The sequence below is a fragment of the Pseudoxanthomonas sp. Soil82 genome (assembly GCF_040446535.1).
Lineage (GTDB): Bacteria > Pseudomonadota > Gammaproteobacteria > Xanthomonadales > Xanthomonadaceae > Pseudoxanthomonas > Pseudoxanthomonas kaohsiungensis.
In genome coordinates, this window is the sequence record NZ_JBEAAK010000001.1 from 754,901 (window position 1) to 777,087 (window position 22,187).

The following is a 22,187-nucleotide window of genomic DNA, read 5'->3' on the forward strand; positions in this document are numbered from 1 at the left end:
GTCGGGGCCGGCAACCCGGCGGTCACGGCTTGCGCCCGGCCTGGCGCTCGCGCGCGATCAGCCAGTCGGCGATGCGCAGCATGTCCTCGAAATCATGGCCGAGCACCCGGTAACGGCCGGCCACCACCAGGGCGGGCGTGCCTTCCAGCTCCCAGGCCTGCGCCAGCGCCGCGGCCTGCCGCACCTGCGCGTCGACCTTGGGGTCGGCCATCGCGGCCTGGAAGCGCGCCGCATCGACACCATACCCCGCGAAGAAGGCGGCCAGTTCCGTCGCGCTGGGGTTGCGCGGCAGGGAGCCGGACCGGTGCACGGCGTCGAAGGTCGCCTGGTGGGCGCGGGGCATCAGGCCCAGGCTGGAGGCGGCGAAGTAGGCGCGGGCCCAGGTGTCCCAGGGGCCGCCGAAGGCGGCGGGCACGGCCACGAAGTCGACGTCGCGCGGCAGCTTCGCCTTCCATTCGGCCAGCAGCGGCTCCAGGTGGGCGCAGTGCGGGCAGGAATAGCCGAACACCTCGGCGACCTCGATCCGCCCGGGCCTGGCCGCCCAGGACCGGGCCGCGGGGAGCTCGATGTAGTCGTGGCCGGCCTGCGGCGCCGACCCGGCCGGCGCGGCGGCGGCGGCCGGAAGCCAGGCCAGGGCGGCGAGCAGAAGTCCGGTCAGCACTGCCTTCATCGGGGTCTCCGGCGTGGTCCGGGCGGTGGCGCCCGGCGGAAAAAAGACGCCGGCCATGGGGCCGGCGCAAGTTCAAGAGAGAGGGACTACGGTGGTCAGACCGCGCCGGCGCGCCGAAGTTCAGGAGCGCGGTTCGGCCGCGGCGAGCTCGGCATCGTCGGCATGGTCGTGCAGGCCCTGCAGGTAGCTGGCCAGCGCGCCGATTTCCTGGTCCGTCAGCTTGTTGGCGACCTTGGCCATGATGTGGAACGAGGCCGCGTCCTTCTCGCTGGTGGTGCCGGCGCGGTATTCCTGCAGGCGCCGGGCCGAGTACTCGGCCATCTGCCCGCCGATGTGCGGGTACGGCGGGCCCGGGTTGCCGGCGCCGGTGGGGCCGTGGCAGGACGCGCAGGCCGGGATGCCGCGTTCGGCATCGCCGGCGCGGAACAGTTGCTGGCCGATCTCGTAGTACTTCAGGCCCGCGTAGGGGCCATCGGCCACCTCGGTGTCGTCGGCCACGCCGGCGCCGGCCTTCTGCTGGGCGAAGAACGCACCCACGTCGCGCATGTCCTGCGGGCTCAGCGCCTGGGCGAACGGGGCCATCACCGCGGCCAGGCCGCTGTGGCGCTCGCCGCTGGCGAACAGGGCCAGCTGCTTGGCGATGTAGCGCTCGCTCTGGCCGGCGATGCGCGGGTACATCGGGTCGACCGGGTTGCCGTCGGCGCCATGGCAGGCGGCGCAGGCAGCGGCCTTGCCGGCGCCGGCTTCGGCGTCGCCCCAGTGGGTCTTGCTCAGGTCCACTTCCAGCGGTGCGGTCTGCACGGGCGCGTTGTCCGGCACCGGCACCACCGTGGTCTGGGCGGCATAGGCGGCGACGGCGGTGACCGCGACGGCCAGTCCGGCAAGGTTTAAAACGCGAGCGTGGCGCATGCTAGAGCTCCGGGAACCCGATCGAGGCGGCCCGTGAACGGCCGCGAAACGTCGGGATTATCCCTGTCGCGGGGCGCGACGGTCAACGAAAGCGCCGGCCGCCGCGTCGTCGCGGGGCCCAGGGCGCGCGACGTGCGATCCTATGGCCATGTCCAATCCACTAGAAAAAGCCCGCTACCTGGGCTCGGCGCACACGCCCGCCCAGCTTCCGGCCGATGGGGGGCTCGAAGTCGCCTTCGCCGGCCGGTCCAATGCCGGCAAGTCCAGTGCGCTCAATGCGCTGACCCGGCAGAACGCACTGGCCCGCGTGTCCAAGACCCCCGGACGCACCCAGCAGCTGGTGTTCTTCGAGGTCCAGCCGCAGCGCTACCTGGTCGACCTGCCGGGGTACGGCTACGCCAAGGTGCCGATGGAAATGAAGGCGCACTGGCAGGGATTCATCGACCGCTACTTCCGCCAGCGCGAGGCGCTGCGCGGGCTGGTCGTGGTGATGGACATCCGCCACCCGCTCAAGGACTACGACCGGCAGATGCTCGAGTACGCGGTCGCGCGCGGCCTGCCGGCGCATGCGCTGCTGACCAAGGCCGACAAGCTCGGCCGCGGCCAGCAGGCGCAGGTGTTGCAGGCGGTGCGCAAGGAGCTGCAGGCCACGTTCGGCGAGGCCGGCATCGGCCTGCAGACCTTCTCGAGCGAATCGAAGCAGGGCGTGGACGAAGCCCGCGCGGTCGTCGCCGGCTGGCTGGAACTGCCGTAGGAGCCCATCCTCATGGGCGACCCGGGCGTCGGATCCACGAGGGCGTCGCCTGTGCCGGCACCCCCGGGTCGCGCAAGTCGGGTGCCTACACCGCCACGTCGAACAGGCCGCCGATCAGGTGCGCGGCGCCCATCGCCAGCGCGCCCCAGAACGCGACGCGCACCGCCCCGCGTGCCACCGGGGCACCGCCGGCCCAGGCCGCCAGGCCTCCCGACAGCAGCAGCCCGACCAGCGTGCTGGCGCTGACCACCATGGCCGCATGGGACTGCGGGGCGAGCAGCGTCGCCATGATCGGCAGCGTCGCGCCGGCGCAGAACGCAGCCGCCGACGCCAGCGCGGCCTGCACCGGGCGCGCGCGCAGGCTGTGGCTGATGCCGAGTTCATCGCGGGCATGGGCGCCGAGCGCGTCGTGCGCGGTGAGCTGCTCGGCCACCTGCAACGCGAGCGCCGGGTCCAGTCCGCGCTGCTCGTAGATGCGGGCCAGCTCGCGCAGCTCCGCTTCCGGCTGCTCGCGCAGCTCGCGCCGCTCGATCGCCATGTCGGCCCGCTCGGTGTCGGCCTGCGACTGCACCGACACGTATTCGCCTGCGGCCATGGACATCGCGCCGGCGACGGTGCCGGCGATGCCGGCGGTGAGGATCGCGCCGGAGTCCGCGCCGCTGGCGGCCACGCCGACCACCAGGCCGGCGACCGAGACGATGCCGTCGTTGGCACCGAGCACCGCCGCGCGCAGCCAGCCGACGCGGTCGGTGCGGTGCAGTTCGGCGTGGGTCCGGGGGCGCGCGCGGTTCGGCATCGGCATAGCCTAACCCGGGCGCGGGCGCGGCTGTCGCGGGTGCGCATGGGCGGAATGCTGAGGCGCAGGAGCGGCAACGTCGCCTTTACCGCGGCAGGCTATAGTGCGCTGCCCCGCGGCCCCCACGGCTGCCTGCGAGCCTGCCCTTGTCGAGCCCGAGCCACGTCGCCGATACCCCGGTCACCCAGCGCAGCCAGCTCCTGGAGTACGTCGCGTCCGGGGAAAAGACCCGCGACCAGTGGCGCATCGGCACCGAGCACGAGAAGTTCGGCTTCCGCCTGGACGACCTGCGGCCGCCGGCGTTTGACGGCGAGCGCGGCATCGAGGCGCTGCTCAAGGGCCTGGTGCGGTTCGGCTGGGAACCGGTCGAGGAGAACGGGCGGGTCATCGCCCTGCTCCGCGAGGGCGCGTCGGTCACGCTGGAGCCGGCCGGGCAGCTGGAGCTGTCGGGCGCGCCGCTGGAAACCATCCACCAGACCTGCGTGGAACTGGGCACCCACCTCAACGAGGTGCGGCAGGTGTCCGACGAACTGCGGCTGGGGTTCCTCGGCATGGGCTTCCAGCCCAAGTGGCGTCGCGACGAGATGCCGTGGATGCCCAAGGGCCGCTACCAGATCATGAAGTCCTACATGCCCAAGGTCGGCCAGCTCGGCCTGGACATGATGACCCGCACCTGCACGGTGCAGGTCAACCTGGACTACGCCTCCGAAGCGGACATGGTGAAGAAGTTCCGCGTGTCGCTGGCGCTGCAGCCGGTGGCCACCGCGCTGTTCGCCGATTCGCCGTTCACCGAGGGCAAGCCCAACGGCTACCTCAGCTACCGCTCGCACATCTGGACCGACACCGATCCGGACCGCACCGGCATGCTCGACTTCGTGTTCGAGGATGGCTTCGGCTACGAGCGCTACATCGACTACCTGCTCGACGTGCCGATGTACTTCTCCTACCGCGACGGCGTCTACGTCGACGCGTCGGGCAAGTCGTTCCGCAAGTTCCTCAAGGGCGAGCTGGACGTGCTGCCGGGCGTGTTGCCGACGCTGCGCGACTGGTCCGACCACATGACCACCGCCTTCCCGGAAGTGCGGCTGAAGAAGTACCTGGAGATGCGCGGCGCCGACAGTGGCCCGTGGTCGCGCCTGTGCGCGCTTCCGGCGTTCTGGGTGGGCCTGCTGTACGACGACGCGGCGCTGGACGCGGCCTGGGACCTGGTCAGGGACTTCAGCGCCGCCGAGCGTCACGCGCTGCGCGACGGCGTGCCGAAGCACGCGCTCAAGCTGCCGGCCCGCCTCGGCAGCGCCCGTGGCGCGACGGTGCGCGAGTTGGCGGTCGAAGCGCTGAAGATTTCCGTCGCCGGCCTGCGCCGCCGCGCCGCGCTCAACGACGACGGCATCGACGAGACCCGCTTCCTGGAAACGCTGGTGGAGATCGCCGAGAGCGGGCAGACCGCCGCCGAGCGCAAGCTCGAGCTGTTCCATGGCGCATGGAAGGGCGACATCGACCGGGTGTTCGGCGAATTCGCCTACTGAGCGCGCGTCCGGCGCGGGCCGATGGCCGCGCCGGGCCATCCCCGGACGCGATCACAGGTTGCGCAGCAGGCCCTTGAGCAGCTTCTTGGTCGCGCCTTCCTCGGGCTTCTTCTGTCCCGGATCCTGCGGCGTGGCCGCATCGCCGGCATCCATGCCGTCCATGCCCTGCATGCCGGACAGGTCCATGCCCAGGAGTGCGCCGGCGGTGGACTTGGTGCGTACGCGCACGTTCCACTCCGGATCCCACGGCTGCTTCGGATCGGCCGGCTTCGGCGGCCAGGCGACGTGGGTCTCCGGGCCATAGGCGATCATGCTCAGGATGCCCGGGCTGGCCTGGCCACTGCTGGCGTCGGCGAAGATCCCCCTCGGGATCGCGCAAGAAGTGGTGGACGGGGGCAGCAACACCTTCTCCTTGAGCCAGCGGTCGATCTGCGCGCCGGTGAGGTAGTCGACCACGCCCTGGCCCGCATCGGGCACCTCGGCGCTGCTCCAGATCACGATGGTCTTGTCCTGCAGGCTCAGGCCGTGCAGGAAGTAGGCCTTGGCGCGATCGACCGGCTGCCAGCCCAGGGTCAGTCCGCTGGCCAGCTCGCCCGATTGCGTGAGCGCGATCTTCGGCATGAAGTCGGCGGCCTGCTGCAGTTCGAACTCCAGCGACTCCGGCACCCCTTGCCCGGTGATGCGGTGCTGGCCGACCAGCGAGGCATTGGCCGGCGCGCGGTTGCGCGTCTTCGGGTTCGGCCAGAGCACGTAGGACGGGTTCGGGTCGACGCCGCGGTCGGGCGCGTAGCGGCCCTGCATCGGGTCGCCGCTCATCTCGAACTTGCCGCCCCTGGCGCGCATGTGCAGTTCGCGCGGCTGGCCGGCGCGGACATCACTGCCGCAGCCCCAGTAATACTTGATGTGGATCTCGCCGTCGGGCATTCCAGTCGTGCCGCCGGCTTCACGGCCGACGCTGGCGGTCGGCGGCAGCAAGGGCAGCGACGCGCCCAGGCCCAGCCCCGCCGGGACCTGCTGTTCGGCTTCCTTGCCCGGCGCCAGCGTGTTGAGCATGGCGATGTCGAAGAACTTGCCGGTCATCATCGGATGCCGCGCGTCGGGATACGCGAACGTCCCCTGGCCTCCGCCCATCATCTTCGCGGCCAGTCCGCCCATGCCGCCCATCATCGATCCCATGTCGGGCATGCCGGCCTGGTGGTGGGTCGCCACGTCGATCCAGACCTGGGTTTCGGGACCGGACGGCGCGCTGCTGGCGGGCAGGGCGACGGACACGGCGGCGGCCAGGGCGAGCGTCAGCGGATGGCGGATGGGGTTCATGTCGGGTCTGCGCGGCGTGCGGGGGACGGTGGCGTGGAAGGGTTCGCAGACAGGACACGCCGGAAGCAGCGCGACGAGGACAACCTTGCAGGCGTCGTACCGTGCCGGCGGTCCTGTCGCGGGCCGCGGCCGCCGGTTAGGCTGCGGCTTTAGCGGACGGGGAGCAGGGCATGGGCAAGGCGGGCAGGAGCATGTGGCTGGTGGTGGGTTCGTTGCTGGCGCAAGGCGCGGCGGCGCAGACGCTGGCGCTGGTCGGCGGCACGCTGGTCGATGGCACTCTGGCCGATCCGATCCGCGACAGCGTGGTCCTGGTCGAGGGCGAGCGGATCGTCGCGGTCGGCACGGTCGACACCCTGCCGGTCCCGGCCGACGCCACGGTGGTTTCGACCGAAGGCATGACCGTGCTGCCCGGCCTGTGGGACATGCACGTGCACCTGATGATCAACGGCCACGCCGACTACGAGCACTGGGACCGCACCTATCCGGCGCAGTTCCGCGACGTGATCATGCCGGCCTCGGCCAGGCAGCTGCTGCTGGCCGGCGTCACCGGTGCGCGCGACCTCGGCGGTCCGCTGGAGGACAGCATCGCCGTGCGCGACGCGATCGCCGCCGGGCGCATCCCCGGGCCGACCCTGTTCGTGTCCGGCCCCTTCATCCAGAAGAAGCCCTACCCGGGCACCGAGCAGTTCCGCTGGGGCGTGGATTCGCCGGCCGATGCGCGCGCCAAGGTGCGCCGCATCGCCCAGGCCGGGGTGGACGTGGTCAAGCTGATCGACCAGGACGGGATGAGCGAGGCCGAGTTGCGGGCGATCGTCGACGAGGCGCACCGGCACGGCCTGCCGGTGGTGGCGCACGCGCACCGACCCGAGGAGATCCGCCGCGGCCTGGAAGCCGGCGTCGACTGCTTCGAACACACCGGCCTGGCCGCCGCGCCCGAATATCCGCCCGACGTGATCGCCGCGCTGCGCGAGCGCACCGCCAACATGGCCGCCGGCCCGCTGTTCTGGACGCCGACGATCGAGGGCCTCTACAACTTCCCCTATACGGTGAAGAACCACGAATTCATCGACGGCAGCGACTGGCATGAGGGCCTGCCGCCGGCGATCGTGGCGGACATCCGCCAGTCGCTGGCGCACCCGGAACGCATCTCCTATTTCCAGCAGACGCCGCAGCGCTGGCCGACCCTGCAGCGCAAGTTCCAGCAGTTGCGCGAGAACGGCGTGCAGCTGCTCATCGGCACCGATTCGGGCATCCCGATGAAGTTCCACAGCGGCAGCACCTGGAACGAGCTGGATGTGTGGGTGAACCGGCTCGGCGTGCCGGCGATCGACGCGATCCGCGCGGCCACTTACTGGCCGGCGGTGGCGATGAAGGCCGACAGGGATTACGGCACGGTGACCGAGGGCAAGTACGCCGACATCATCGCGGTCAAGGGCGACGTACTGAAGCAGGTGGCGTTGCTGCAGCGGGTGGACATCGTGGTCAAGCACGGTCGCCGGGTGAAGTGACGCGGCGCGCCTAGGGCGCCCACAGCTTCTCCAGCTCGCGGAAACCCCACTGCCGCGGCGATTCGATCCCGGTGATGCGTTCGCCGCAGCCCGGGGCCCACAGGTCCAGGTCCTGCTGCAGGACCTGCCTGCGCAGCCGCGCCGAGAAGAACACCCGCACCCGGGGCGCCGACAGCGCACCCGGTCCCTGCTCCAGCACCACCGCCAGCCGCTCGCTGGACAGCCGCACCAGGGTGCCGATCGGGTAGATGCCGACGCTGGCGATGAAGGCCTTGAGCACCGCCGGGTCGAAGTGGCCCTTCCAGGACGCCATCCGGCGCAGCGATTCGCCCGGATCCCAGCCTTCCTTGTAGGGGCGGTTGGAGGTGATCGCGTCGTACACGTCGCAGACCGCGCTCATCCGGGTCAGCAGCGGGGTCGCATCGGCGGGCAGTCGCGCCGGATAGCCGCCGCCGTCGTACTTCTCATGGTGGTGGCGGACCATGTGCAGGACCGCCGCGTTCTCCAGGCCGCTGTGGCGCAGCAGGCGCTCGCCTTCCTCCGGGTGGGTGCGCATGACCGCGTACTCCTCGTCGGTCAGCCGCCCGGGCTTGTTGAGGATGTCCAGCGGCATGCAGGCCTTGCCCAGGTCGTGCAGCAGCCCGCCCATCGCCGCTTCGCGGCACTGCGCCTCGTCGAGCCCGAGCTGGCGCGCCAACGCGACCATCAGCGCGCTGACCGCGACCGAATGCAGGTAGGTGTAGTCGTCGGCGGTCTTGAGCCGGGCGATCGAGATCAGGGCGCCGGGGTGGCGGTCGACCGACGCCGTGATCTCGTCGGCCAGCGGCAGCATCGCCGCCGGATCGACCATCCGGCCCATGCGCACTTCGCGGAACATCGCCTCCACCGCGTCGCGGCCTTCCTGGCAGATGCGGCGCGCGCGGGTCAGCTCGGAGCCGAGGTCGGCGGCTGCGTGCGGGCCGGCGACCGCGTCGGCCCGGGATCCAGCCCCGGTCGCTGGATCCGGGTCGGCCGCCGCACCGACGGAGGCGGACGCCTCGTGCCCGCCTGGATCGACCGCCTGGCGCCGATCGGCCGGCGGCGCATGCAGCCCGCGGCGCACGTCAATCTCCACCGACTCCACCGCGCTGGCGCGGATCCGCTCCACGTCCTGCTCGCTGGCCAGGAACGACGCGCGCCAGAACGGGTGCTTGAGCCAGGACCCGTGCAGGCGCTGGATGAACATGCCCGGCCGCAGCTGGTCGACATCGATGGTCTTGAGCATCTGGCGGTTCCCTGCCGCCGGATCGGACGGACGTTCCATGGGACCGTTGTCGGCCGCGAGGGCGCGGACTTGAGGCGGGGCGCGGGTGACGGATGGCCTGGCCGCTGATACTATCCCCCAGTATCCAGGAGCCGTCGCCATGCCGCACACCGCCCACGAGAAGAAGCGCGTGCTGACCCGGCTGCGCCGCATCCGCGGCCAGACCGAAGCGCTGGAGCGCGCGCTGGAAGGCGGCGCCGATTGCGGCGCGGTGCTGCAGCAGATCGCCGCCATCCGCGGTGCCGTCAACGGCCTGATGTCCGAAGTGATGGAAGCGCACATCCGCGAGGAGTTCGGCCAGCCAGCCGGTACCGACGCCCAGCGCCAGGCCCGCATCGAGGAGATGACCGGGCTGGTGCGTTCCTACCTCAAGTGAGCGCCGCCGCCACGGCGCCCGTGTTCCCCGACCGTCTTTCCGCAACATCGCAGGAGCCCATGCCATGAAATCCCGTGCCGCCGTCGCCTTCGGCCCCGGCCAGCCGCTGCAGGTCGTCGAGATCGACGTCGCCCCGCCCAAGGCCGGCGAAGTGCTGGTCAGGATCACCCACACCGGCGTCTGCCACACCGACGCGTTCACCCTGTCCGGCGACGACCCGGAAGGCCTGTTCCCGGTGGTGCTGGGCCACGAGGGCGCCGGCATCGTGGTCGAGGTGGGCGAGGGCGTGACCTCGGTGAAGCCGGGCGACCACGTGATCCCGCTCTACACCGCCGAATGCGGCCAGTGCCTGTTCTGCACCAGCGGCAAGACCAACCTGTGCGTGGCCGTGCGCGCGACCCAGGGCAAGGGCGTGATGCCCGACGGCACCAGCCGCTTCTCCTACAACGGCGAACCGGTCTACCACTACATGGGCTGCTCGACCTTCAGCGAGTACACGGTGGTGGCCGAAGTCTCGCTGGCCAAGGTCAACCCGCAGGCCAATCCGGAACATGTCTGCCTGCTCGGCTGCGGCGTGACCACCGGCATTGGAGCGGTGCACAACACCGCCAAGGTGCAGGAAGGCGATTCGGTCGCCGTGTTCGGCCTCGGCGGCATCGGCCTGGCCGTGATCCAGGGTGCGCGCCAGGCCAGGGCCGGGCGGATCATCGCCATCGACACCAACCCGGCCAAGTTCGAGCTCGCGCGCCAGTTCGGCGCCACCGACTGCGTCAACCCGAAGGACCACGACAAGCCGATCCAGCAGGTGGTGGTGGAGATGACCGGCTGGGGCGTGGACCATTCGTTCGAATGCATCGGCAACGTCAACGTGATGCGCGCGGCGCTGGAATGCGCGCACCGTGGTTGGGGCCAGTCGGTGATCATTGGCGTGGCCGGTGCCGGGCAGGAAATCTCCACCCGGCCGTTCCAGCTGGTCACCGGCCGCACCTGGAAGGGCACCGCCTTCGGCGGCGTAAAGGGCCGCAGCCAGCTGCCGGGCATGGTCGAGGACGCGATGGCCGGCAAGATCGAACTGGCTCCGTTCGTCACCCACACCATGCCGCTGGACGAGATCAACACCGCCTTCGACCTGATGCACGAAGGCAAGTCGATCCGCTCGGTGGTCAGGTACGGGGGCGGCAACGCCTGAGAACAGGCGCCGCCTCCCGCACTTGCGCCATGGCGCAAGCGCGGGCCCCGTTCTCCTTTACCTCCAAATCCCCGCGGCTGCCGCCGCGCCCCCTTTACCAAAGGGGGCTGGTAACCCGGTCGAGCGCCCTAGTTGAGGAGTTGCTGATGGAACGCATCGAACACCGCGCCTGCTTTGGCGGCTGGCAGGACGTGTACCGGCACGAGTCGGAAGTGCTGGGTTGCACGATGAGCTTCGCCGTCTACCTGCCGCCGCAGGCTGCGTCGCCGGGCGCGAAGCTGCCGGTGCTGTACTGGCTGTCCGGGCTCACCTGCACCGAACAGAACTTCATCACCAAGGCCGGCGCGCAGCGTTACGCGGCCGAGCATGGCGTCGTCATCGTCGCGCCGGACACCAGTCCGCGCGGCGACGGTGTCGCCGATGCGGACGGCTACGACCTGGGCCAGGGCGCCGGCTTCTACCTCAATGCCACCGAACAGCCGTGGGCCAGGCACTACCGCATGTTCGACTACGTGGCCGATGAACTGCCGACGCTGGTCGAGGCGCACTTCCCGGTGGGCGATGCACGCGCGATCAGCGGCCACTCGATGGGCGGGCACGGCGCGCTGGTGGTGGCCCTGCGCAACCCGGGCCGCTACCGCAGCGTGTCGGCGTTCTCGCCGATCGTGGCGCCGTCGAAGGTGCCGTGGGGGGAGAAGGCGTTCGGCGCCTACCTGGGCGAGGACCGCCAGGCGTGGAAGCAATGGGATGCCAGCGAGCTGGTGCGCTCGGCCACGGAGAAGCTGCCGTTGCTGGTCGACCAGGGCGGCGACGACGAATTCCTCGACACGCAGCTGCGCCCGCAACTGCTGCAGGCCGCCGCGGTCGCCGCCGGCCATCCGCTGCAGCTGCGGATGCGCCCCGGCTACGACCACAGCTACTACTTCATCGCCAGCTTCATCGGCGAACACATCGCACACCATGCCGCCGCCTTGCATGGCGAAGCGAAGGAGCATGCCGGCGTGGCACACGAGCACCATGGCGGGTGCGGCAGGCATTGACGCGCGCCCCGGCTGCCGGCGTATTCGGTCGCCTTTCCCTGTGTAGGAGCCCATCTTCATGGGCGACCCAGCCACTCGTCCGCCACCCTCCGGCCCGGGCATCACGGCGGTCGCCCATGAAGATGGGCTCCTACAGGAAGGGGCGAGGAACGGTACCGGCATGGGCGGGCCGCAGCGGCGTCCGTACCGTTGATGGCGGACGGGTGCCCGGTCCGCCCAACGGGATGTCCTACACGGGCGCGAGGTTGAAGTCGGTGTAGGCGAAGCGTTCGTCGCGCAGGACGGTGTCGCCGCGGCGCAGGTCCAGGGGCGCGGCGAACATCGGGCCCGCCGACACGCAGGTGTGGAACTCGCCGTTCTCGCCGCACGGATCGACGCCGGCGGGCAGCTCGCGCAGCAGGTGTTCGTCGAAGGCGCGGCCGGCCATGCCCGCGTCCAGCTGCCGGGTGTCGACGCAGCACAGGTGCGCGCGCAGGCCGCCGGCCTGCATCTGCCGCGCCAGCGCGGCCGTGTCGGCATCGAACAGCGGCGTGAGCAGTTCCCAGCCGGCGGCGGCCAGGCGCTGCGCCCGGTACGCCCGGATGTCGGCCAGGAACAGATCGCCGAACGCGGCCGTGCGCAGGCGGGGCCAGCGCGAGGCGGCCTCGGCGAGCGCGCGCGCCATCGCCGCGTCGTAGGTGCCATTGTCGCAATGCGCGGGAATGCCGGCTTCCAGCAGCGGCAGGCCGACCGCGGCGGCCTGCGCACGCAGCACCTCCACGCGGATGCCCTGCATCGAGGCGCGCTGGTACTCGGTGGTCACCGTGGTCAGCAGGCCGACCACCTCCACGTCGTCGCGCTGGCGCAGCACGTGCAGCGCCCAGGCCGCGTCCTTGCCGCCGCTCCAGGCCAGCAGTACCTGCGCCGCCACCTCAGCCGTGGCTGACGTTGCGCATCTCCCAGCGGTTGCCGGCGAGCAGGCGCAGGCGGTGCTGGAGGATGTCGCCGGGGAGGGTGGTCAGCGCGACCAGGTTGATCGCCAGGTCGCGCTGCTCGCCGGTCACGCGCGCATCCGGATCGGTGACGCCGAGCGAGGGATCGACCTCGTCCGGCTCGGCCTGCAGCGCGCGCCAGCGTTCGAACAGGACCGGCGTGCTCAGCGCCTGCTGCAACTGCTCGGCGAAGGCCTCGGCGCCGTGCGCGTGGAAGGCCAGCGACGGTTCACTGCCGCGCGCCTGCGCGGGATCGGGTAGGCGGATCTGGTAACGGATGGCCATGCGTGGCTCCGGAAGTGACGGTGCATCCAATCTAGCGGCGCGCCTGCGAAGCCGGTGTCACGCGACCTCCGGCTCCGCCCGCCGCCCGGTACCGGGCGCACCGGGCAACGGCAGCGGCTCAGGCGAACTTGTGCGGGGGCGCGGCGAAGCCCACCACCACCGCGCCCTTGCCGACGTTGACCATGCCGGTCAGGCTCATCACGCTCTCGAACAGCTCGACGTCGTTGGCCGCGCAGGCCTCGCGCAGGCGTGCGTAGCCCGGCAGCGCGCGCAGCTCGGCCAGTTCGCCGCCGTAGCTGACGCACAGGGTCGGGGTCATCAGGCCGGCGTGGATGCGCTGCACGGTGAAGTCGAACAGCTTCTGCACCGCCGTCTCGAATCCCTTGATCTTCCCGGCCGGCGCGGTCTCGCCGCGATGGCAGTGCAGGATCGGCTTGATGTCCAGCGCGGTGCCCAGCGCGGCGCTGAACAGGCTCACGCTGCGGTCGCCCTTGGTCCGGGCGCGGTTGCGCAGGTAGTAGAGGTCCGGCGGGACCATGTAGCCGTGGGTGTTGAGCGCCAGCTCTTCCAGCCGTTCGCGGATCTTCTGCACGCCCTCGCCGGCCTTGCGCATGCGCACGGCCTCGACCACGCCGATGCCCTGGGCGGCGAACAGGTTCTGGCTGTCGATCACCCGCAGCGCGAACGGCGAGTTGTAGCCGGCGGCCTGGCGCACCGGCTTGTAGTCGTTGAGGATCGCGAAGCTGGCCTGCACCGCATGCTCGTGGATCGGGCTGCGGGTCTTGGTGACGGTCAGGCAGAAAACGTGGTCGTAGTCGACGACGAGCTTGCCGAGGAACAGGTCGCGGATCTGCTCGACCGAATAGGGCACGGTCTCGGCCTCGTGGCCGCGCTCGGCCACGTGCGCATGCAGGAAGCTCAGCGTGGCCTCCTCGTCGCGGTGGTCGGCCAGGACCGCCTCGCCGATGCGCACGGTGATCGGCAGCAGGACGACGTTGTTGTTCTGGATGTAATCCCCTGGCAGGTCGCAGGTCGAGTCGACCACGATTCCGATGCGCATGAGCCCCTCCCGTGTAGGCCTGCACGTTTTGTGCGTGAACCCTATCGCAAAAGCGGCGCCCGTGGCGACTGCCGGAAGCGGCCTCAGCGCCGCCGCTCGACCCCCACCGGGATCGCGGCCACGCCGGCGAGCTCGCCCTGGCGAAGCAGGCCGGGATCCTCGAGCGCGGCCAGCATCAGGTCATGGCTGTCGTTGCCCCAGAACAGCTCGCCCTCCACGGCCAGGCTCGGCACGCCGAACACCCCGGCCGCCAGCGCGGCGTCGGTGTTGGCGCGCAGCCGGTCCTTCACCACCGGGTCGGCGATGGCGGCGGCCGCATCGGCCAGCCCCAGGCGGGCGGCGAGGCCATCGAGCACGAGCGGCGCATCCCCGGCCAGCCCTTCGGCCCAGATGGCATCGAAGACCGTACCGATCGCCGGCGATGTGGCACCGGCAGCCACGCACAGCCGCAGCGCCGGCAGCGGGTTGAACGGATGCGCCGGCGGAAAGCGCAGGGGAACGCCGTCGCGGCGCGCCTGCCAAAGCGCCTGGCGGTAGATGAACTCGCGCTTCTTCGGGATCTCGGCCGGGCCGAGGATCCCCAGCGCATGCAGCACCGCGCCGAACACGATCGGCACCGCCTCCACCCGGCCGGCCTCGACCAGCGGCCGCATCTTCTGCCAGTGCAGGTAGGAGAACGGCGAGACGAAGTCGAAGTACCAGTGCGCGCCCATGCCCGTCACTCCGGTCAGTGCCACAGGCCCAGGACCAGCCCGTACAGCGCGAACTGCAAGGTGTGGTAGCCGCCGTCGATCAGCCACAGCCTCAGCGAGCGGCCGGCGAACAGGTAGTTGATGCCGAAGCTGGTCGCCACCCATCCCAGGCCCACCGCCACCCCGGCCCCGACCGAGGAGGCGAGCGGCGGCGCCGCGCCGAGGAAGACCGCGAATACCGCCGCGGCCACCAGGCTGAGCACGAACGCGCCACCGAACACGGCCGCCGGATGCCCGTTGGGCTTGTCCGGGTCGACCCCGGCTTCCCGGCACCAGGCGTGCTTGAACAGCGGCCCGTACCAGATCCCCCCAAGCAGGAATGCCGAAGCTGCCGCGAGCAGCACCGCCCAGAGATTGATGTCGGCCACGTCCGTCCCTCCCAACGATATGAGTGAGGAAGCTTACGCCGCTGCGGCCGTCCAGGGCGTCCGGTGCGGCGCCCGTCCGTGGCGACAGGCGCGCAGCACCTCACAGCAGAGAATGGTCGGCCTGAACCGTAGAGCGGGGCCTGCCCCGCTGCCTTTGACCCGGCCCGGGTGCAAGCAGCGGGGCAAGCCCCGCTCTACGAGGGCGGCATCGCGGCCCGGATCGATGTCCGTCCCGATCAGGGGCCGTGCGTGTACGCCGGCGGCAACCCGTTCTCGCCCACGCCGCGCAGGTAACGGTCGCGCAGCTCGGTCTGGCGCGAGCGCATCGGCATGGCCCGCCCGCCCAGCCACACCTGCTCGGCGGTGTTGATCACGTCCAGCGGGTCGCCGGTCCACAGCACCAGGTCGGCACTGCGGCCCACGGCAATCGTGCCGATCCGGTCGCCCACGCCCAGCGCCTGCGCCGGCACCGAGGTCAGCCCGGCCAGGCCCGCTTCCCACGGCAGGCCATTGGCGACGGCATTGCCGGCCAGCTGCCGCACCTTGCGCGCGTTGTGCGAGGCGTCGCCGGCCTGGGTGAAGCTGACCTCCACCCCGGCCTGTTGCAGCAGCGCGGCGTTGCGCAGGGTCGCGCCGATCTGGTCGAAGTTGCCGGGCAGGTCGGCGAGCGCGTCGACGAACACCGGCACCCGTGCCTGCGCGATCTGCGGCGCCAGCTGCCAGGCTTCGGCGCCGCCGGCGATGGCGACGCGCACGTTCTCGCGCGCGGCCCAGCGCAGCAGCTGGCGGATATCGGCCGCGCGGTCGACCTTGACCACGATCCGTCCCTGGCCGCCGAGGAACCGCGCCAGCACCGCGCGCCCGGCGGGCGTGAGCAGCGCATGCGGCGAATCCGCCGGCACCCGGCCGCGCGCCTCGGCGACCATCTGGTCCAGCAGCATCCATTGCGCCGCGCGCGACTTGCCGCTCAGGTTGGCCGCACCGGCGCCGAGGCGGATGAACAGCGCGCGCGGCCCGATCGGGTCGGCGCTGCCATCCAGCCGCACCACGCCGCCCTGGCCGGCGACGAAGGACTTGTCGCTGCCGGCGGCCAGCAGGGTGAAGCCCAGCCCTTCCACCCGTGCCACCGGCACCAGCACCGAGGCCGGGTTGTAGGCCAGGGTCACGTCGAACTCCGGGCGCACCGGCTGGTCTTCCAGCGACAGCTCGCCGTCGACGGTGGGCTCTTCGCCGGAAACTTCCTCCAGGCCGATGTCGGTGATGCCGCCGAACAGGGCCGGGGTCAGTGGCCGGCCCCCGGCCTCGACCGTGGCCACCCCGGCCGGCGCGGACAGGCCGGGGCCGACGGCGCGGATCGTGCCGCCCTGGACCAGCACGTCGGCGTTGCGCAGCGTTCCCTGCGGGCCGGCGGTATGCACGGTGGCGTTGCGGATCAGGACGCCCTGTCCCGGGTCCGACGACCCGGGAGCCTGCGCGCCGGCGGCGCCGGCCAGGCCCAGCGCCAGCAGCGACAGCGCGGTGGCGAGCAGGCCGCGTCCGACGCGGGCGGTTACGAGGCGGGGCGTGCGCATGCAAGCGTGGCGACGGTTCACAGGCCACCTCCCGGCGCGGCGGCCGGTTGCCCGAGTATGAAGTCCGAGCGCGGCTGCCGCGCGGGATCGTGCCGGTCGTACACGCGCGCCCCCTCGATGTAGACCTGCTCGGCCTGCGCGTAGGAGCTGAACGGATCGCGGTTCCAGACCACCACGTCGGCCAGCTTGCCCGCTTCCAGGCTGCCGGTGCGGTCGGCCACGCCCAGCGAGCGCGCGGCGTTGGAGGTCACCCAGCCGATCGCGCGCTCGGGCGGGATCTCCATCCCGGCGCGGCGCGCGTTGGCCATGACCTTGGCCGCTTCCTGGTTGAGCCGCTGGATGCCTTCGTCCGAATCCGAGTGCACGATCGCGCAGCCGTTCTTCGGCCGGTCGACCAGGGCGATGTTCTCCTGGATGCCGTCGAAGGCCTCCATCTTGAAGCCCCACCAGTCGGCCCACAGCGCGCCGCAGATGCCTTCGGCAGCCAGCCGGTCGGCGAGCTTGTAGGCCTCCACGCCATGGTGGAAGGCGGCGATCCTGAAGCCGAACTCCTTGGCCAGGTCGATCATCGTGGCCATCTCGTCGGCGCGGTAGCAGTGGATGTGGACCAGGATGTCGCCGTTGATCGCGCCGGCCAGCGTGTCCAGCTTCAGGTCGCGCTTGCCGCCGGCGTCGCCGGCGCTGTCGCCCTTGCCGTCGTCGTCGGACTGCCACCACTTGCGCTTGGGCTTTTCCTGCGGCTTGCCGCCACCGTTCTTGCGCAGGTACTCGCTGGCGTCGATGAAGGCCGCGCGGTAGCCGGCGACATTGCCCATCCGGGTCGACGGCGTGGTGCCCTTGCCGCCGTACACGCGCTTGGGATTCTCGCCGCAGGCCATCTTCAGGCCCCAGGGCGCGCCCGGGAACTTCATCGCCTGGTAGCTGGTGGCCGGCACGTTGCGCAGGGTCACGCCGCGGCCGCCGACCAGGTTGGCCGAGCCGGGCAGCACCTGCAGCGTGGTGACGCCGCCGGCCAGCGCGGCGGCGAAGCCCGGGTCCTGCGGCCATACCGAGTGCTCGGCCCAGACATTGGCGGTCACCGGCGCGGTGCTCTCGTTGCCGTCGCTGTGCGCCTTGACCCCCGGGCTCGGGTACACGCCCAGGTGCGAATGCACGTCGATGATGCCGGGAGTGACCCACTTGCCGGTGGCATCGACCACGCGCACGCCGGGGTCGGCCTGCAGCGCCGCGCCGACCTGGACGATCCTGCCGTCGCGCATCAGCACGTCGGCACCGTCCAGGCGCTGGCCGGTGCCGGTGAGCACGGTGGCGTTGCGCAGGAGGACGGGCTCGGAAGGCAGCGGCCGGTAGGTGCTGGGATACGGATCGTCGGTGAAGCGCGAGGCGGCCGCGGCCGGCGGCGCGGCGGCGCAGGCGGCCGTGCCGAGGGCGAGGCCCGCGGCGGCGAGCAGGAGGTGGCGCATGGATTTCCCCGGATGGACCTGATCCCCGAACCTAGCCGCCCGGCGTGCGCGGTGCAATGTGCCGATGGCTGGGCGCAGGCGCGCGCCGGTCACGGATCGCCCTCCGCGGGCCGCGGTTGCCGGGGCCTTGCCGTCCGCCACGCGGATGCACGCGGTCGCGATGGCGATTGCGGCATGCTGTGCGCCGACGACACCAGGAGGAAGAACGATGACCACGACCGCCACCGAGGTGGTGCGGTTCTGGCGCGAGGCCGGGGCCCAGGCATGGTTCAACGGTGGCGAGGCGTTCGACCGCCAATGCGAGTCGCGCTTCCTCGATGCCCACCTGGCCGCCGCGCGGCGCGAACACGAGGACTGGCTGGACACGGCCGAGGGCGCGCTGGCGCTGTTGCTGCTGCTCGACCAGATCCCGCGCAACATCTTCCGCGGCAGCGGCCACGCCTTCGCCAGCGATGGCCTGGCCCGCCACTACGCCGGGCGCGCGCTGGCCGCCGGCCACGACGCCGCGTTCGAGCCGATGCTGCGCGCGTTCTTCTACCTGCCGTTCGAACACTCGGAAGAGATGGCCGACCAGCGGCGCTCGGTGGAGCTGTTCCAGGCGCTGGGCGTGGAGCTGTACACGAAGTACGCGATCGAGCACCTGCAGGTCATCGAGCGCTTCGGCCGGTTCCCGCACCGCAACCGGGCGCTGGGGCGGGAGAGCACGCCTGAGGAACAGGCGTGGCTGGACGCAGGTGGGGGCTTCTGAACCTGTAGGAGCCGATTCATCGGCGACCCGGGGCACCCGGGACTTCGGGCATCGCGGGAGCCGGATGCGCCTCGGCGTCGCCCATGAGGATGGGCTCCTACATGGGCGGCCGCTCAGTAGCGCGGCACGCTGCCGTCGACTTCGCCGGCCCAGCGGTCGATGCCGCCTTCGACATTGAACACGTTGGTGAAGCCCTTGCCGCGGAACTCCTCGGCCGCCTGGCCGCTGCGACCGCCGTGGTGGCACAGGAACGCCAGGCGGGTGTCCTTCGGCAGCGCCTCCAGGTCATCGCGGCCGCCGCCGTCGAAGGTGCGGTGGGCGACGCCGACCGAGGCGATCGCGCGCTCGTCCGCCGGGCGCACGTCGACCAGCACCAGCTCGCCGGCGCGCACCTGGCGGTCGGCTTCGGCCGGGGTGATCGCCTGCACGGGCCTGGGCGCGTTCGGGTTGTCGATCGCCAGGCCCTGGCCGCGGAAATCGTCGACCCAGTCGATGGTGATGCCGTTGGCGCGGCGCGCGCTGGCCGGGTCGAACTGGATGCGCAGGCCGTTGGTTTCCACCGCGATCGCGTTCTCGTTGCGCGGCGCGATCTGGAAACGCGGCTGGAAGCGCGCGTCGATGCCCAGCGACAGCGCGGCATTGCCGGCATCGGCCAGCGCGCCGCGCAGCTTCTCGGCGGCCGCGTCGGTCACGGTCACCTGCGGCGGCGTGCGGTCCGGGGCCGGCAGGCCCAGCAGCTGCGACAGCTCGCCGCTGGCCGACAGCTGCTCGATGATGTCGCTGCCGCCGACCAGCTCGCCGTCGATGTACAGCTGGGGGATGGTCGGCCAGTTGCCGAACACCTTGATGCCCTCGCGGATCTCCTGGTCGGCCAGCACGTTGACGTGCGCGTACTCCACGCCCAGGTCCTCGAGCACGCCGGTGGCCTTGGCCGAGAAGCCGCACTGCGGCATGCCCGGCTGGCCCTTCATGAACAGCACCACGCGGTTGGCCTGGAGCAGCGATTCGATGCGCGAACGCAGGGCGGGATCGAGGGACATGGCGGGACTCGCGTAGGGGAACGTCGGGCCGGCCATTCTACCCCCGTGGCATCATGCGGCGATGACCACTCCGGCAACGCTGCATCGCGTCCCGCGCCATCCCCACGCCTGGCTGGCCTGGCTGCTGCTGTCGCAGCTGGCGGTGGCGTTGCTGTGGTGGCGGCTGGGCTGGGCCTGGGGCCTGCCGGCGCTGGTGCTCTCGCACCTGGCCTTCGTCATCCCGGTGTTCATGCCCCGGGCCCGCCTGTACGCCCCGGTCCTCGATCGCCTGCCGGGGGACGAACGCGCGGTCTGGCTGACCATCGACGACGGTCCATCCGAGGACACCGCCGCCATCCTCGCTGCGCTGGACCGGCACCGGGCGCGCGCCACGTTCTTCCTGGTCGGCGAACGGGCGCAGGCGCACCCTGGCCTGGTCGGCGAGATCCTCCGCCGTGGCCATGGCATCGGCAACCACAGCCAGACCCATCCGTCCGGCCGCTTCTGGGCGCTGGGGCCGCGTGCGATGGCCGCCCAGGTCGGGCAGGCGCAGCAGGCGCTGGCCCGCCTGGCCGGCGCGCCGCCACGCTGGTTCCGCTCGGTGGTCGGGCATACCAACCCGTTCGTGGCCGCGCCGTTGCGCGCGCATGGACTGGCGCGCGTGGCCTGGACCGCGCGCGGCTACGACGCGGTCGACGGCGATCCGTTGCGGGTCCTGCAACGCATCAGCCGCGACTTGGCTCCCGGCGCGATCGTGCTGCTACACGAGGGCGCCGCGCACGGCCGCAGCGTTGAGATCGTCGAGGCGACGCTGTGCCTGCTCGAGGAGCGCGGCTACGCGACGCTCGAACCGCCGGCGTAGCGTGTCGCCCGGTCGCGCGGGGACGCGCCGGCATGGGATGGGCTAGGGTGTGGCCATGGACGACCACGCGCCCGCCCGAACCGTGCTGCTCGCCGGCGCCAGCGGCCTGGTGGGGCGACAGGTGCTGGCGCTGTTGCTGGCCGATCCGCGCGTGAAGCGCGTGGTCGCGCCCACGCGCCGGCCGTTGCCCCCGCATCGCAAGCTGCTGGACGTGCAGCTCGACTACGAGCAGCTGCCCGAGGATGCCTCCTGGTGGGCGGTCGACGCGGTCGTGTGCACGCTGGGGACCACGATGGCCATCGCCGGAAGCCGCCAAGCGTTCCGCCGGGTCGACTACGACTATCCGATGCGCGTGGCCGAGCTGGCGCGTCGCCATGGCGCCGGCGCCTATGCGCTGAATTCGGCCAAGGGCGCCGATCCACGGGCGCTGTTCTTCTACAGCCGGGTCAAGGGCGAGCTCGAACGCGACCTCGCCGGGCTGGGCTATCCGTCACTGACCTTCGTGCGGCCCGGGCTGATCGGCGGAGAGCGCAGCGAGAAGCGCACCGGCGAAAGCGTCGCCGCGGTGGTGCTGGGCGCGCTGGGACCGCTGCTGCCGCGCGCCTGGCGGATCAATCCGGCATCGCGGATCGCCGCGGCGCTGGTGGAGGCGGCGCTGTGCGCGCGGCCGGGGATTCATTCCGTGTCTTCGGCGGAGTTGGCGGATTAGGAGCGCGTGCCCACAGGCGGCCATCGCCACCCTGAAAGTGGGAGCCGGCTCTTTTGCACGATGATCGAAGCCACCATCCTGACGTCCACGAAGGACGCCGTGGCTTGCGGATATGTCCCAAGTGGCACATGGATGTGCCACGGCCCTTCGTAAAGACAGGACGTCGTCCCGAAGGGTGGGACATATCCGCAAGCCACGGCGGCCCCGTCCGGAGCTGACGCTTCAACAGGTCACGGCGGCCCCGTCCGGAGCTGACGCTTCAACAGGTCACGGCTACTCGCGCCAGGCTACGACCCGCCAGTTGTTGAACGGCGTGTCGCCGTACAGCGGGGTGAACTCGCTGCGCAGCCCGGCCGCCTCGAAGCGCGCGCGCAGCATCGCCGCTTCCGGATAATGGCGCGGCGCTGCGTTCATCCAGCGCAAGCCGCGGGCGAGGAAATCGCCGGCGCGGGTGATGCGGGCGCGCGGGCTGCCATCGTCCAGGCCGGTGCGGATCACCAGGACCGCGCCGGGGTCTAGCATCCCGACCAGCGCATCGACAATGGCGACCTGCCGCGCCGGCTCGAAGAACTGCATGACGTCCAGGATAGCGACGCTACCGCGGTGCGGCGGCAGCGCCTTGGACAGGTCCAGGGTCTCGAAGCCGGCGTCGAGCAGGCCGGCGCGCGCGGCGGCGCGGCGCGCCGAGGCGATCTTGCGCGCATCGTTGTCCACGCCGAAATAGCGCACGCCGATGCCGTCCTGGTCCAGCGCATGCGCCAGCAGGCCGATGCCGCACCCCAGGTCGAGCACCGGTGCGCGGGTGTCGCGCAAGGCCTCGCACACGCCCGGATACAGCGGGTCGCTGCGCAGCTTGGCCTGCGCGTAGTAGTAGTGGTAGCGGTTGCCCAGCGGCCAGTCGGGCAGGAACGCACGCGCGATCACCTGCGCGCGCGCGCCGGGCAACGGCCGGCGCGCCGGATCGTTGCGCGCAGCGGTGGCGGACGCATCG

At 71.5% G+C, this 22,187-nt stretch carries 23 protein-coding genes; 9 read left to right on the plus strand and 14 right to left on the minus strand.

What is annotated here, in order from left to right; translation table 11 throughout:
• Positions 1 to 22: 22 nt before the first annotated feature.
• Together ABKA19_RS03290 and ABKA19_RS03295 are read right to left on the minus strand one after the other, a co-directional pair.
• Positions 23 to 670: a thiol:disulfide interchange protein DsbA/DsbL gene (locus ABKA19_RS03290; protein WP_353687633.1), complete on the minus strand. Its 648-nt coding sequence runs from the start codon at positions 668 to 670 to the stop codon at positions 23 to 25.
• A gap of 120 nt (positions 671 to 790) precedes the next feature.
• The gene (locus ABKA19_RS03295) at positions 791 to 1,579 is read right to left on the minus strand and encodes a c-type cytochrome (RefSeq protein ID WP_353687634.1); all 789 of its coding nucleotides are present in this window, start codon (positions 1,577 to 1,579) and stop codon (positions 791 to 793) included.
• A 148-nt stretch (positions 1,580 to 1,727) separates the two neighbouring features.
• Here ABKA19_RS03295 and yihA point away from each other — a divergent pair, with 148 nt between their 5' ends.
• Positions 1,728 to 2,333, plus strand: a complete 606-nt coding sequence (gene yihA, locus ABKA19_RS03300; RefSeq protein ID WP_353687635.1) for a ribosome biogenesis GTP-binding protein YihA/YsxC — start codon at positions 1,728 to 1,730, stop codon at positions 2,331 to 2,333.
• Between the two features lie 85 nt (positions 2,334 to 2,418).
• Here yihA and ABKA19_RS03305 read toward each other — a convergent pair whose 3' ends face one another.
• Positions 2,419 to 3,129: a VIT1/CCC1 transporter family protein gene (locus tag ABKA19_RS03305; RefSeq protein ID WP_353687636.1), complete on the minus strand. Its 711-nt coding sequence runs from the start codon at positions 3,127 to 3,129 to the stop codon at positions 2,419 to 2,421.
• Between the two features lie 146 nt (positions 3,130 to 3,275).
• On the opposite strand from ABKA19_RS03305, the gene ABKA19_RS03310 reads away from it, so the two are divergent.
• Entirely contained in the window at positions 3,276 to 4,655 is a 1,380-nt protein-coding gene (locus ABKA19_RS03310) for a glutamate--cysteine ligase (RefSeq protein ID WP_353687637.1), read from the plus strand.
• A gap of 51 nt (positions 4,656 to 4,706) precedes the next feature.
• Here ABKA19_RS03310 and ABKA19_RS03315 read toward each other — a convergent pair whose 3' ends face one another.
• Positions 4,707 to 5,972 (minus strand): hypothetical protein, encoded by a 1,266-nt coding sequence (locus tag ABKA19_RS03315; RefSeq protein ID WP_353687638.1) that lies wholly within the window; start codon positions 5,970 to 5,972, stop codon positions 4,707 to 4,709.
• Between the two features lie 170 nt (positions 5,973 to 6,142).
• On the opposite strand from ABKA19_RS03315, the gene ABKA19_RS03320 reads away from it, so the two are divergent.
• A complete protein-coding gene (locus ABKA19_RS03320) occupies positions 6,143 to 7,480 on the plus strand; it encodes an amidohydrolase family protein (protein ID WP_353687639.1) in 1,338 nt (445 codons plus the stop codon).
• Positions 7,481 to 7,490: 10 nt separating this feature from the next.
• Here the strand turns inward: ABKA19_RS03320 and ABKA19_RS03325 are convergent, their stop codons facing one another.
• Complete coding sequence (locus ABKA19_RS03325) at positions 7,491 to 8,744, minus strand: HD-GYP domain-containing protein (protein ID WP_353687640.1); 1,254 nt, start codon at positions 8,742 to 8,744, stop codon at positions 7,491 to 7,493.
• Between the two features lie 139 nt (positions 8,745 to 8,883).
• Between ABKA19_RS03325 and frmR the strand changes: the two genes are divergently transcribed.
• The 3 genes from frmR to fghA all read left to right on the plus strand — a co-directional run bounded on the left by frmR (position 8,884) and on the right by fghA (position 11,388).
• A complete protein-coding gene (gene frmR, locus ABKA19_RS03330; RefSeq protein WP_162378153.1) occupies positions 8,884 to 9,159 on the plus strand; it encodes a formaldehyde-responsive transcriptional repressor FrmR in 276 nt (91 codons plus the stop codon).
• Positions 9,160 to 9,223: 64 nt separating this feature from the next.
• A complete protein-coding gene (locus ABKA19_RS03335; protein ID WP_353687641.1) occupies positions 9,224 to 10,348 on the plus strand; it encodes an S-(hydroxymethyl)glutathione dehydrogenase/class III alcohol dehydrogenase in 1,125 nt (374 codons plus the stop codon).
• Between the two features lie 146 nt (positions 10,349 to 10,494).
• The gene (fghA, locus tag ABKA19_RS03340; protein WP_353687642.1) at positions 10,495 to 11,388 is read left to right on the plus strand and encodes an S-formylglutathione hydrolase; all 894 of its coding nucleotides are present in this window, start codon (positions 10,495 to 10,497) and stop codon (positions 11,386 to 11,388) included.
• A gap of 229 nt (positions 11,389 to 11,617) precedes the next feature.
• Here fghA and ABKA19_RS03345 read toward each other — a convergent pair whose 3' ends face one another.
• The 7 genes from ABKA19_RS03345 to ABKA19_RS03375 all read right to left on the minus strand — a co-directional run bounded on the left by ABKA19_RS03345 (position 11,618) and on the right by ABKA19_RS03375 (position 17,858).
• On the minus strand, positions 11,618 to 12,298 hold the full coding sequence (locus ABKA19_RS03345; RefSeq protein WP_353687643.1) for a Dph6-related ATP pyrophosphatase: 681 nt from the start codon (positions 12,296 to 12,298) through the stop codon (positions 11,618 to 11,620).
• Between the two features lies 1 nt (position 12,299).
• Positions 12,300 to 12,644 (minus strand): hypothetical protein, encoded by a 345-nt coding sequence (locus tag ABKA19_RS03350; protein WP_353687644.1) that lies wholly within the window; start codon positions 12,642 to 12,644, stop codon positions 12,300 to 12,302.
• 118 nt (positions 12,645 to 12,762) lie between these two features.
• A complete protein-coding gene (locus ABKA19_RS03355; RefSeq protein WP_353687645.1) occupies positions 12,763 to 13,704 on the minus strand; it encodes a DegV family protein in 942 nt (313 codons plus the stop codon).
• An 83-nt stretch (positions 13,705 to 13,787) separates the two neighbouring features.
• Entirely contained in the window at positions 13,788 to 14,417 is a 630-nt protein-coding gene (locus ABKA19_RS03360; RefSeq protein ID WP_353687646.1) for a 2-hydroxychromene-2-carboxylate isomerase, read from the minus strand.
• A gap of 14 nt (positions 14,418 to 14,431) precedes the next feature.
• Complete coding sequence (locus ABKA19_RS03365) at positions 14,432 to 14,824, minus strand: DUF1761 domain-containing protein (RefSeq protein ID WP_353687647.1); 393 nt, start codon at positions 14,822 to 14,824, stop codon at positions 14,432 to 14,434.
• Between the two features lie 236 nt (positions 14,825 to 15,060).
• A complete protein-coding gene (locus ABKA19_RS03370) occupies positions 15,061 to 16,395 on the minus strand; it encodes an amidohydrolase family protein (protein WP_353687648.1) in 1,335 nt (444 codons plus the stop codon).
• Between the two features lie 17 nt (positions 16,396 to 16,412).
• A complete protein-coding gene (locus ABKA19_RS03375) occupies positions 16,413 to 17,858 on the minus strand; it encodes an amidohydrolase (RefSeq protein ID WP_353687649.1) in 1,446 nt (481 codons plus the stop codon).
• Positions 17,859 to 18,066: 208 nt separating this feature from the next.
• On the opposite strand from ABKA19_RS03375, the gene ABKA19_RS03380 reads away from it, so the two are divergent.
• Positions 18,067 to 18,606, plus strand: coding sequence for a DUF924 family protein (locus tag ABKA19_RS03380; RefSeq protein WP_353687650.1), 540 nt, complete (start codon positions 18,067 to 18,069; stop codon positions 18,604 to 18,606).
• A gap of 113 nt (positions 18,607 to 18,719) precedes the next feature.
• Here ABKA19_RS03380 and grxD read toward each other — a convergent pair whose 3' ends face one another.
• Entirely contained in the window at positions 18,720 to 19,646 is a 927-nt protein-coding gene (gene grxD / locus ABKA19_RS03385; RefSeq protein ID WP_353687651.1) for a Grx4 family monothiol glutaredoxin, read from the minus strand.
• A 61-nt stretch (positions 19,647 to 19,707) separates the two neighbouring features.
• Here grxD and ABKA19_RS03390 point away from each other — a divergent pair, with 61 nt between their 5' ends.
• Together ABKA19_RS03390 and ABKA19_RS03395 are read left to right on the plus strand one after the other, a co-directional pair.
• Positions 19,708 to 20,487 carry a polysaccharide deacetylase family protein gene (locus ABKA19_RS03390; protein WP_353687652.1) on the plus strand — a complete coding sequence of 260 codons (780 nt, stop codon included), beginning with the start codon at positions 19,708 to 19,710 and terminating at the stop codon, positions 20,485 to 20,487.
• A 55-nt stretch (positions 20,488 to 20,542) separates the two neighbouring features.
• Positions 20,543 to 21,196: a Rossmann-fold NAD(P)-binding domain-containing protein gene (locus ABKA19_RS03395; RefSeq protein ID WP_353687653.1), complete on the plus strand. Its 654-nt coding sequence runs from the start codon at positions 20,543 to 20,545 to the stop codon at positions 21,194 to 21,196.
• 273 nt (positions 21,197 to 21,469) lie between these two features.
• Here the strand turns inward: ABKA19_RS03395 and ABKA19_RS03400 are convergent, their stop codons facing one another.
• Positions 21,470 to 22,141, minus strand: coding sequence for a methyltransferase domain-containing protein (locus tag ABKA19_RS03400; RefSeq protein ID WP_353688037.1), 672 nt, complete (start codon positions 22,139 to 22,141; stop codon positions 21,470 to 21,472).
• Between the last annotated feature and the right edge of the window lie 46 nt (positions 22,142 to 22,187).

Coding starts and splice junctions, on each gene's coding strand:
- ABKA19_RS03320 (WP_353687639.1), top strand. CDS start 6,143: ATGGGCAAGGCGGGCAGGAGCATGTGGCTGGTGGTGGGTTCGTTGCTG.
- ABKA19_RS03370 (WP_353687648.1), bottom strand. CDS start 16,395: ATGCGCACGCCCCGCCTCGTAACCGCCCGCGTCGGACGCGGCCTGCTC.
- ABKA19_RS03335 (WP_353687641.1), top strand. CDS start 9,224: ATGAAATCCCGTGCCGCCGTCGCCTTCGGCCCCGGCCAGCCGCTGCAG.
- ABKA19_RS03395 (WP_353687653.1), top strand. CDS start 20,543: ATGGACGACCACGCGCCCGCCCGAACCGTGCTGCTCGCCGGCGCCAGC.
- ABKA19_RS03315 (WP_353687638.1), bottom strand. CDS start 5,972: ATGAACCCCATCCGCCATCCGCTGACGCTCGCCCTGGCCGCCGCCGTG.
- ABKA19_RS03360 (WP_353687646.1), bottom strand. CDS start 14,417: ATGGGCGCGCACTGGTACTTCGACTTCGTCTCGCCGTTCTCCTACCTG.
- ABKA19_RS03305 (WP_353687636.1), bottom strand. CDS start 3,129: ATGCCGAACCGCGCGCGCCCCCGGACCCACGCCGAACTGCACCGCACC.
- fghA (WP_353687642.1), top strand. CDS start 10,495: ATGGAACGCATCGAACACCGCGCCTGCTTTGGCGGCTGGCAGGACGTG.
- ABKA19_RS03375 (WP_353687649.1), bottom strand. CDS start 17,858: ATGCGCCACCTCCTGCTCGCCGCCGCGGGCCTCGCCCTCGGCACGGCC.
- ABKA19_RS03355 (WP_353687645.1), bottom strand. CDS start 13,704: ATGCGCATCGGAATCGTGGTCGACTCGACCTGCGACCTGCCAGGGGAT.
- ABKA19_RS03380 (WP_353687650.1), top strand. CDS start 18,067: ATGACCACGACCGCCACCGAGGTGGTGCGGTTCTGGCGCGAGGCCGGG.
- ABKA19_RS03290 (WP_353687633.1), bottom strand. CDS start 670: ATGAAGGCAGTGCTGACCGGACTTCTGCTCGCCGCCCTGGCCTGGCTT.
- ABKA19_RS03295 (WP_353687634.1), bottom strand. CDS start 1,579: ATGCGCCACGCTCGCGTTTTAAACCTTGCCGGACTGGCCGTCGCGGTC.
- frmR (WP_162378153.1), top strand. CDS start 8,884: ATGCCGCACACCGCCCACGAGAAGAAGCGCGTGCTGACCCGGCTGCGC.
- grxD (WP_353687651.1), bottom strand. CDS start 19,646: ATGTCCCTCGATCCCGCCCTGCGTTCGCGCATCGAATCGCTGCTCCAG.
- ABKA19_RS03390 (WP_353687652.1), top strand. CDS start 19,708: ATGACCACTCCGGCAACGCTGCATCGCGTCCCGCGCCATCCCCACGCC.
- ABKA19_RS03325 (WP_353687640.1), bottom strand. CDS start 8,744: ATGCTCAAGACCATCGATGTCGACCAGCTGCGGCCGGGCATGTTCATC.
- ABKA19_RS03350 (WP_353687644.1), bottom strand. CDS start 12,644: ATGGCCATCCGTTACCAGATCCGCCTACCCGATCCCGCGCAGGCGCGC.
- yihA (WP_353687635.1), top strand. CDS start 1,728: ATGTCCAATCCACTAGAAAAAGCCCGCTACCTGGGCTCGGCGCACACG.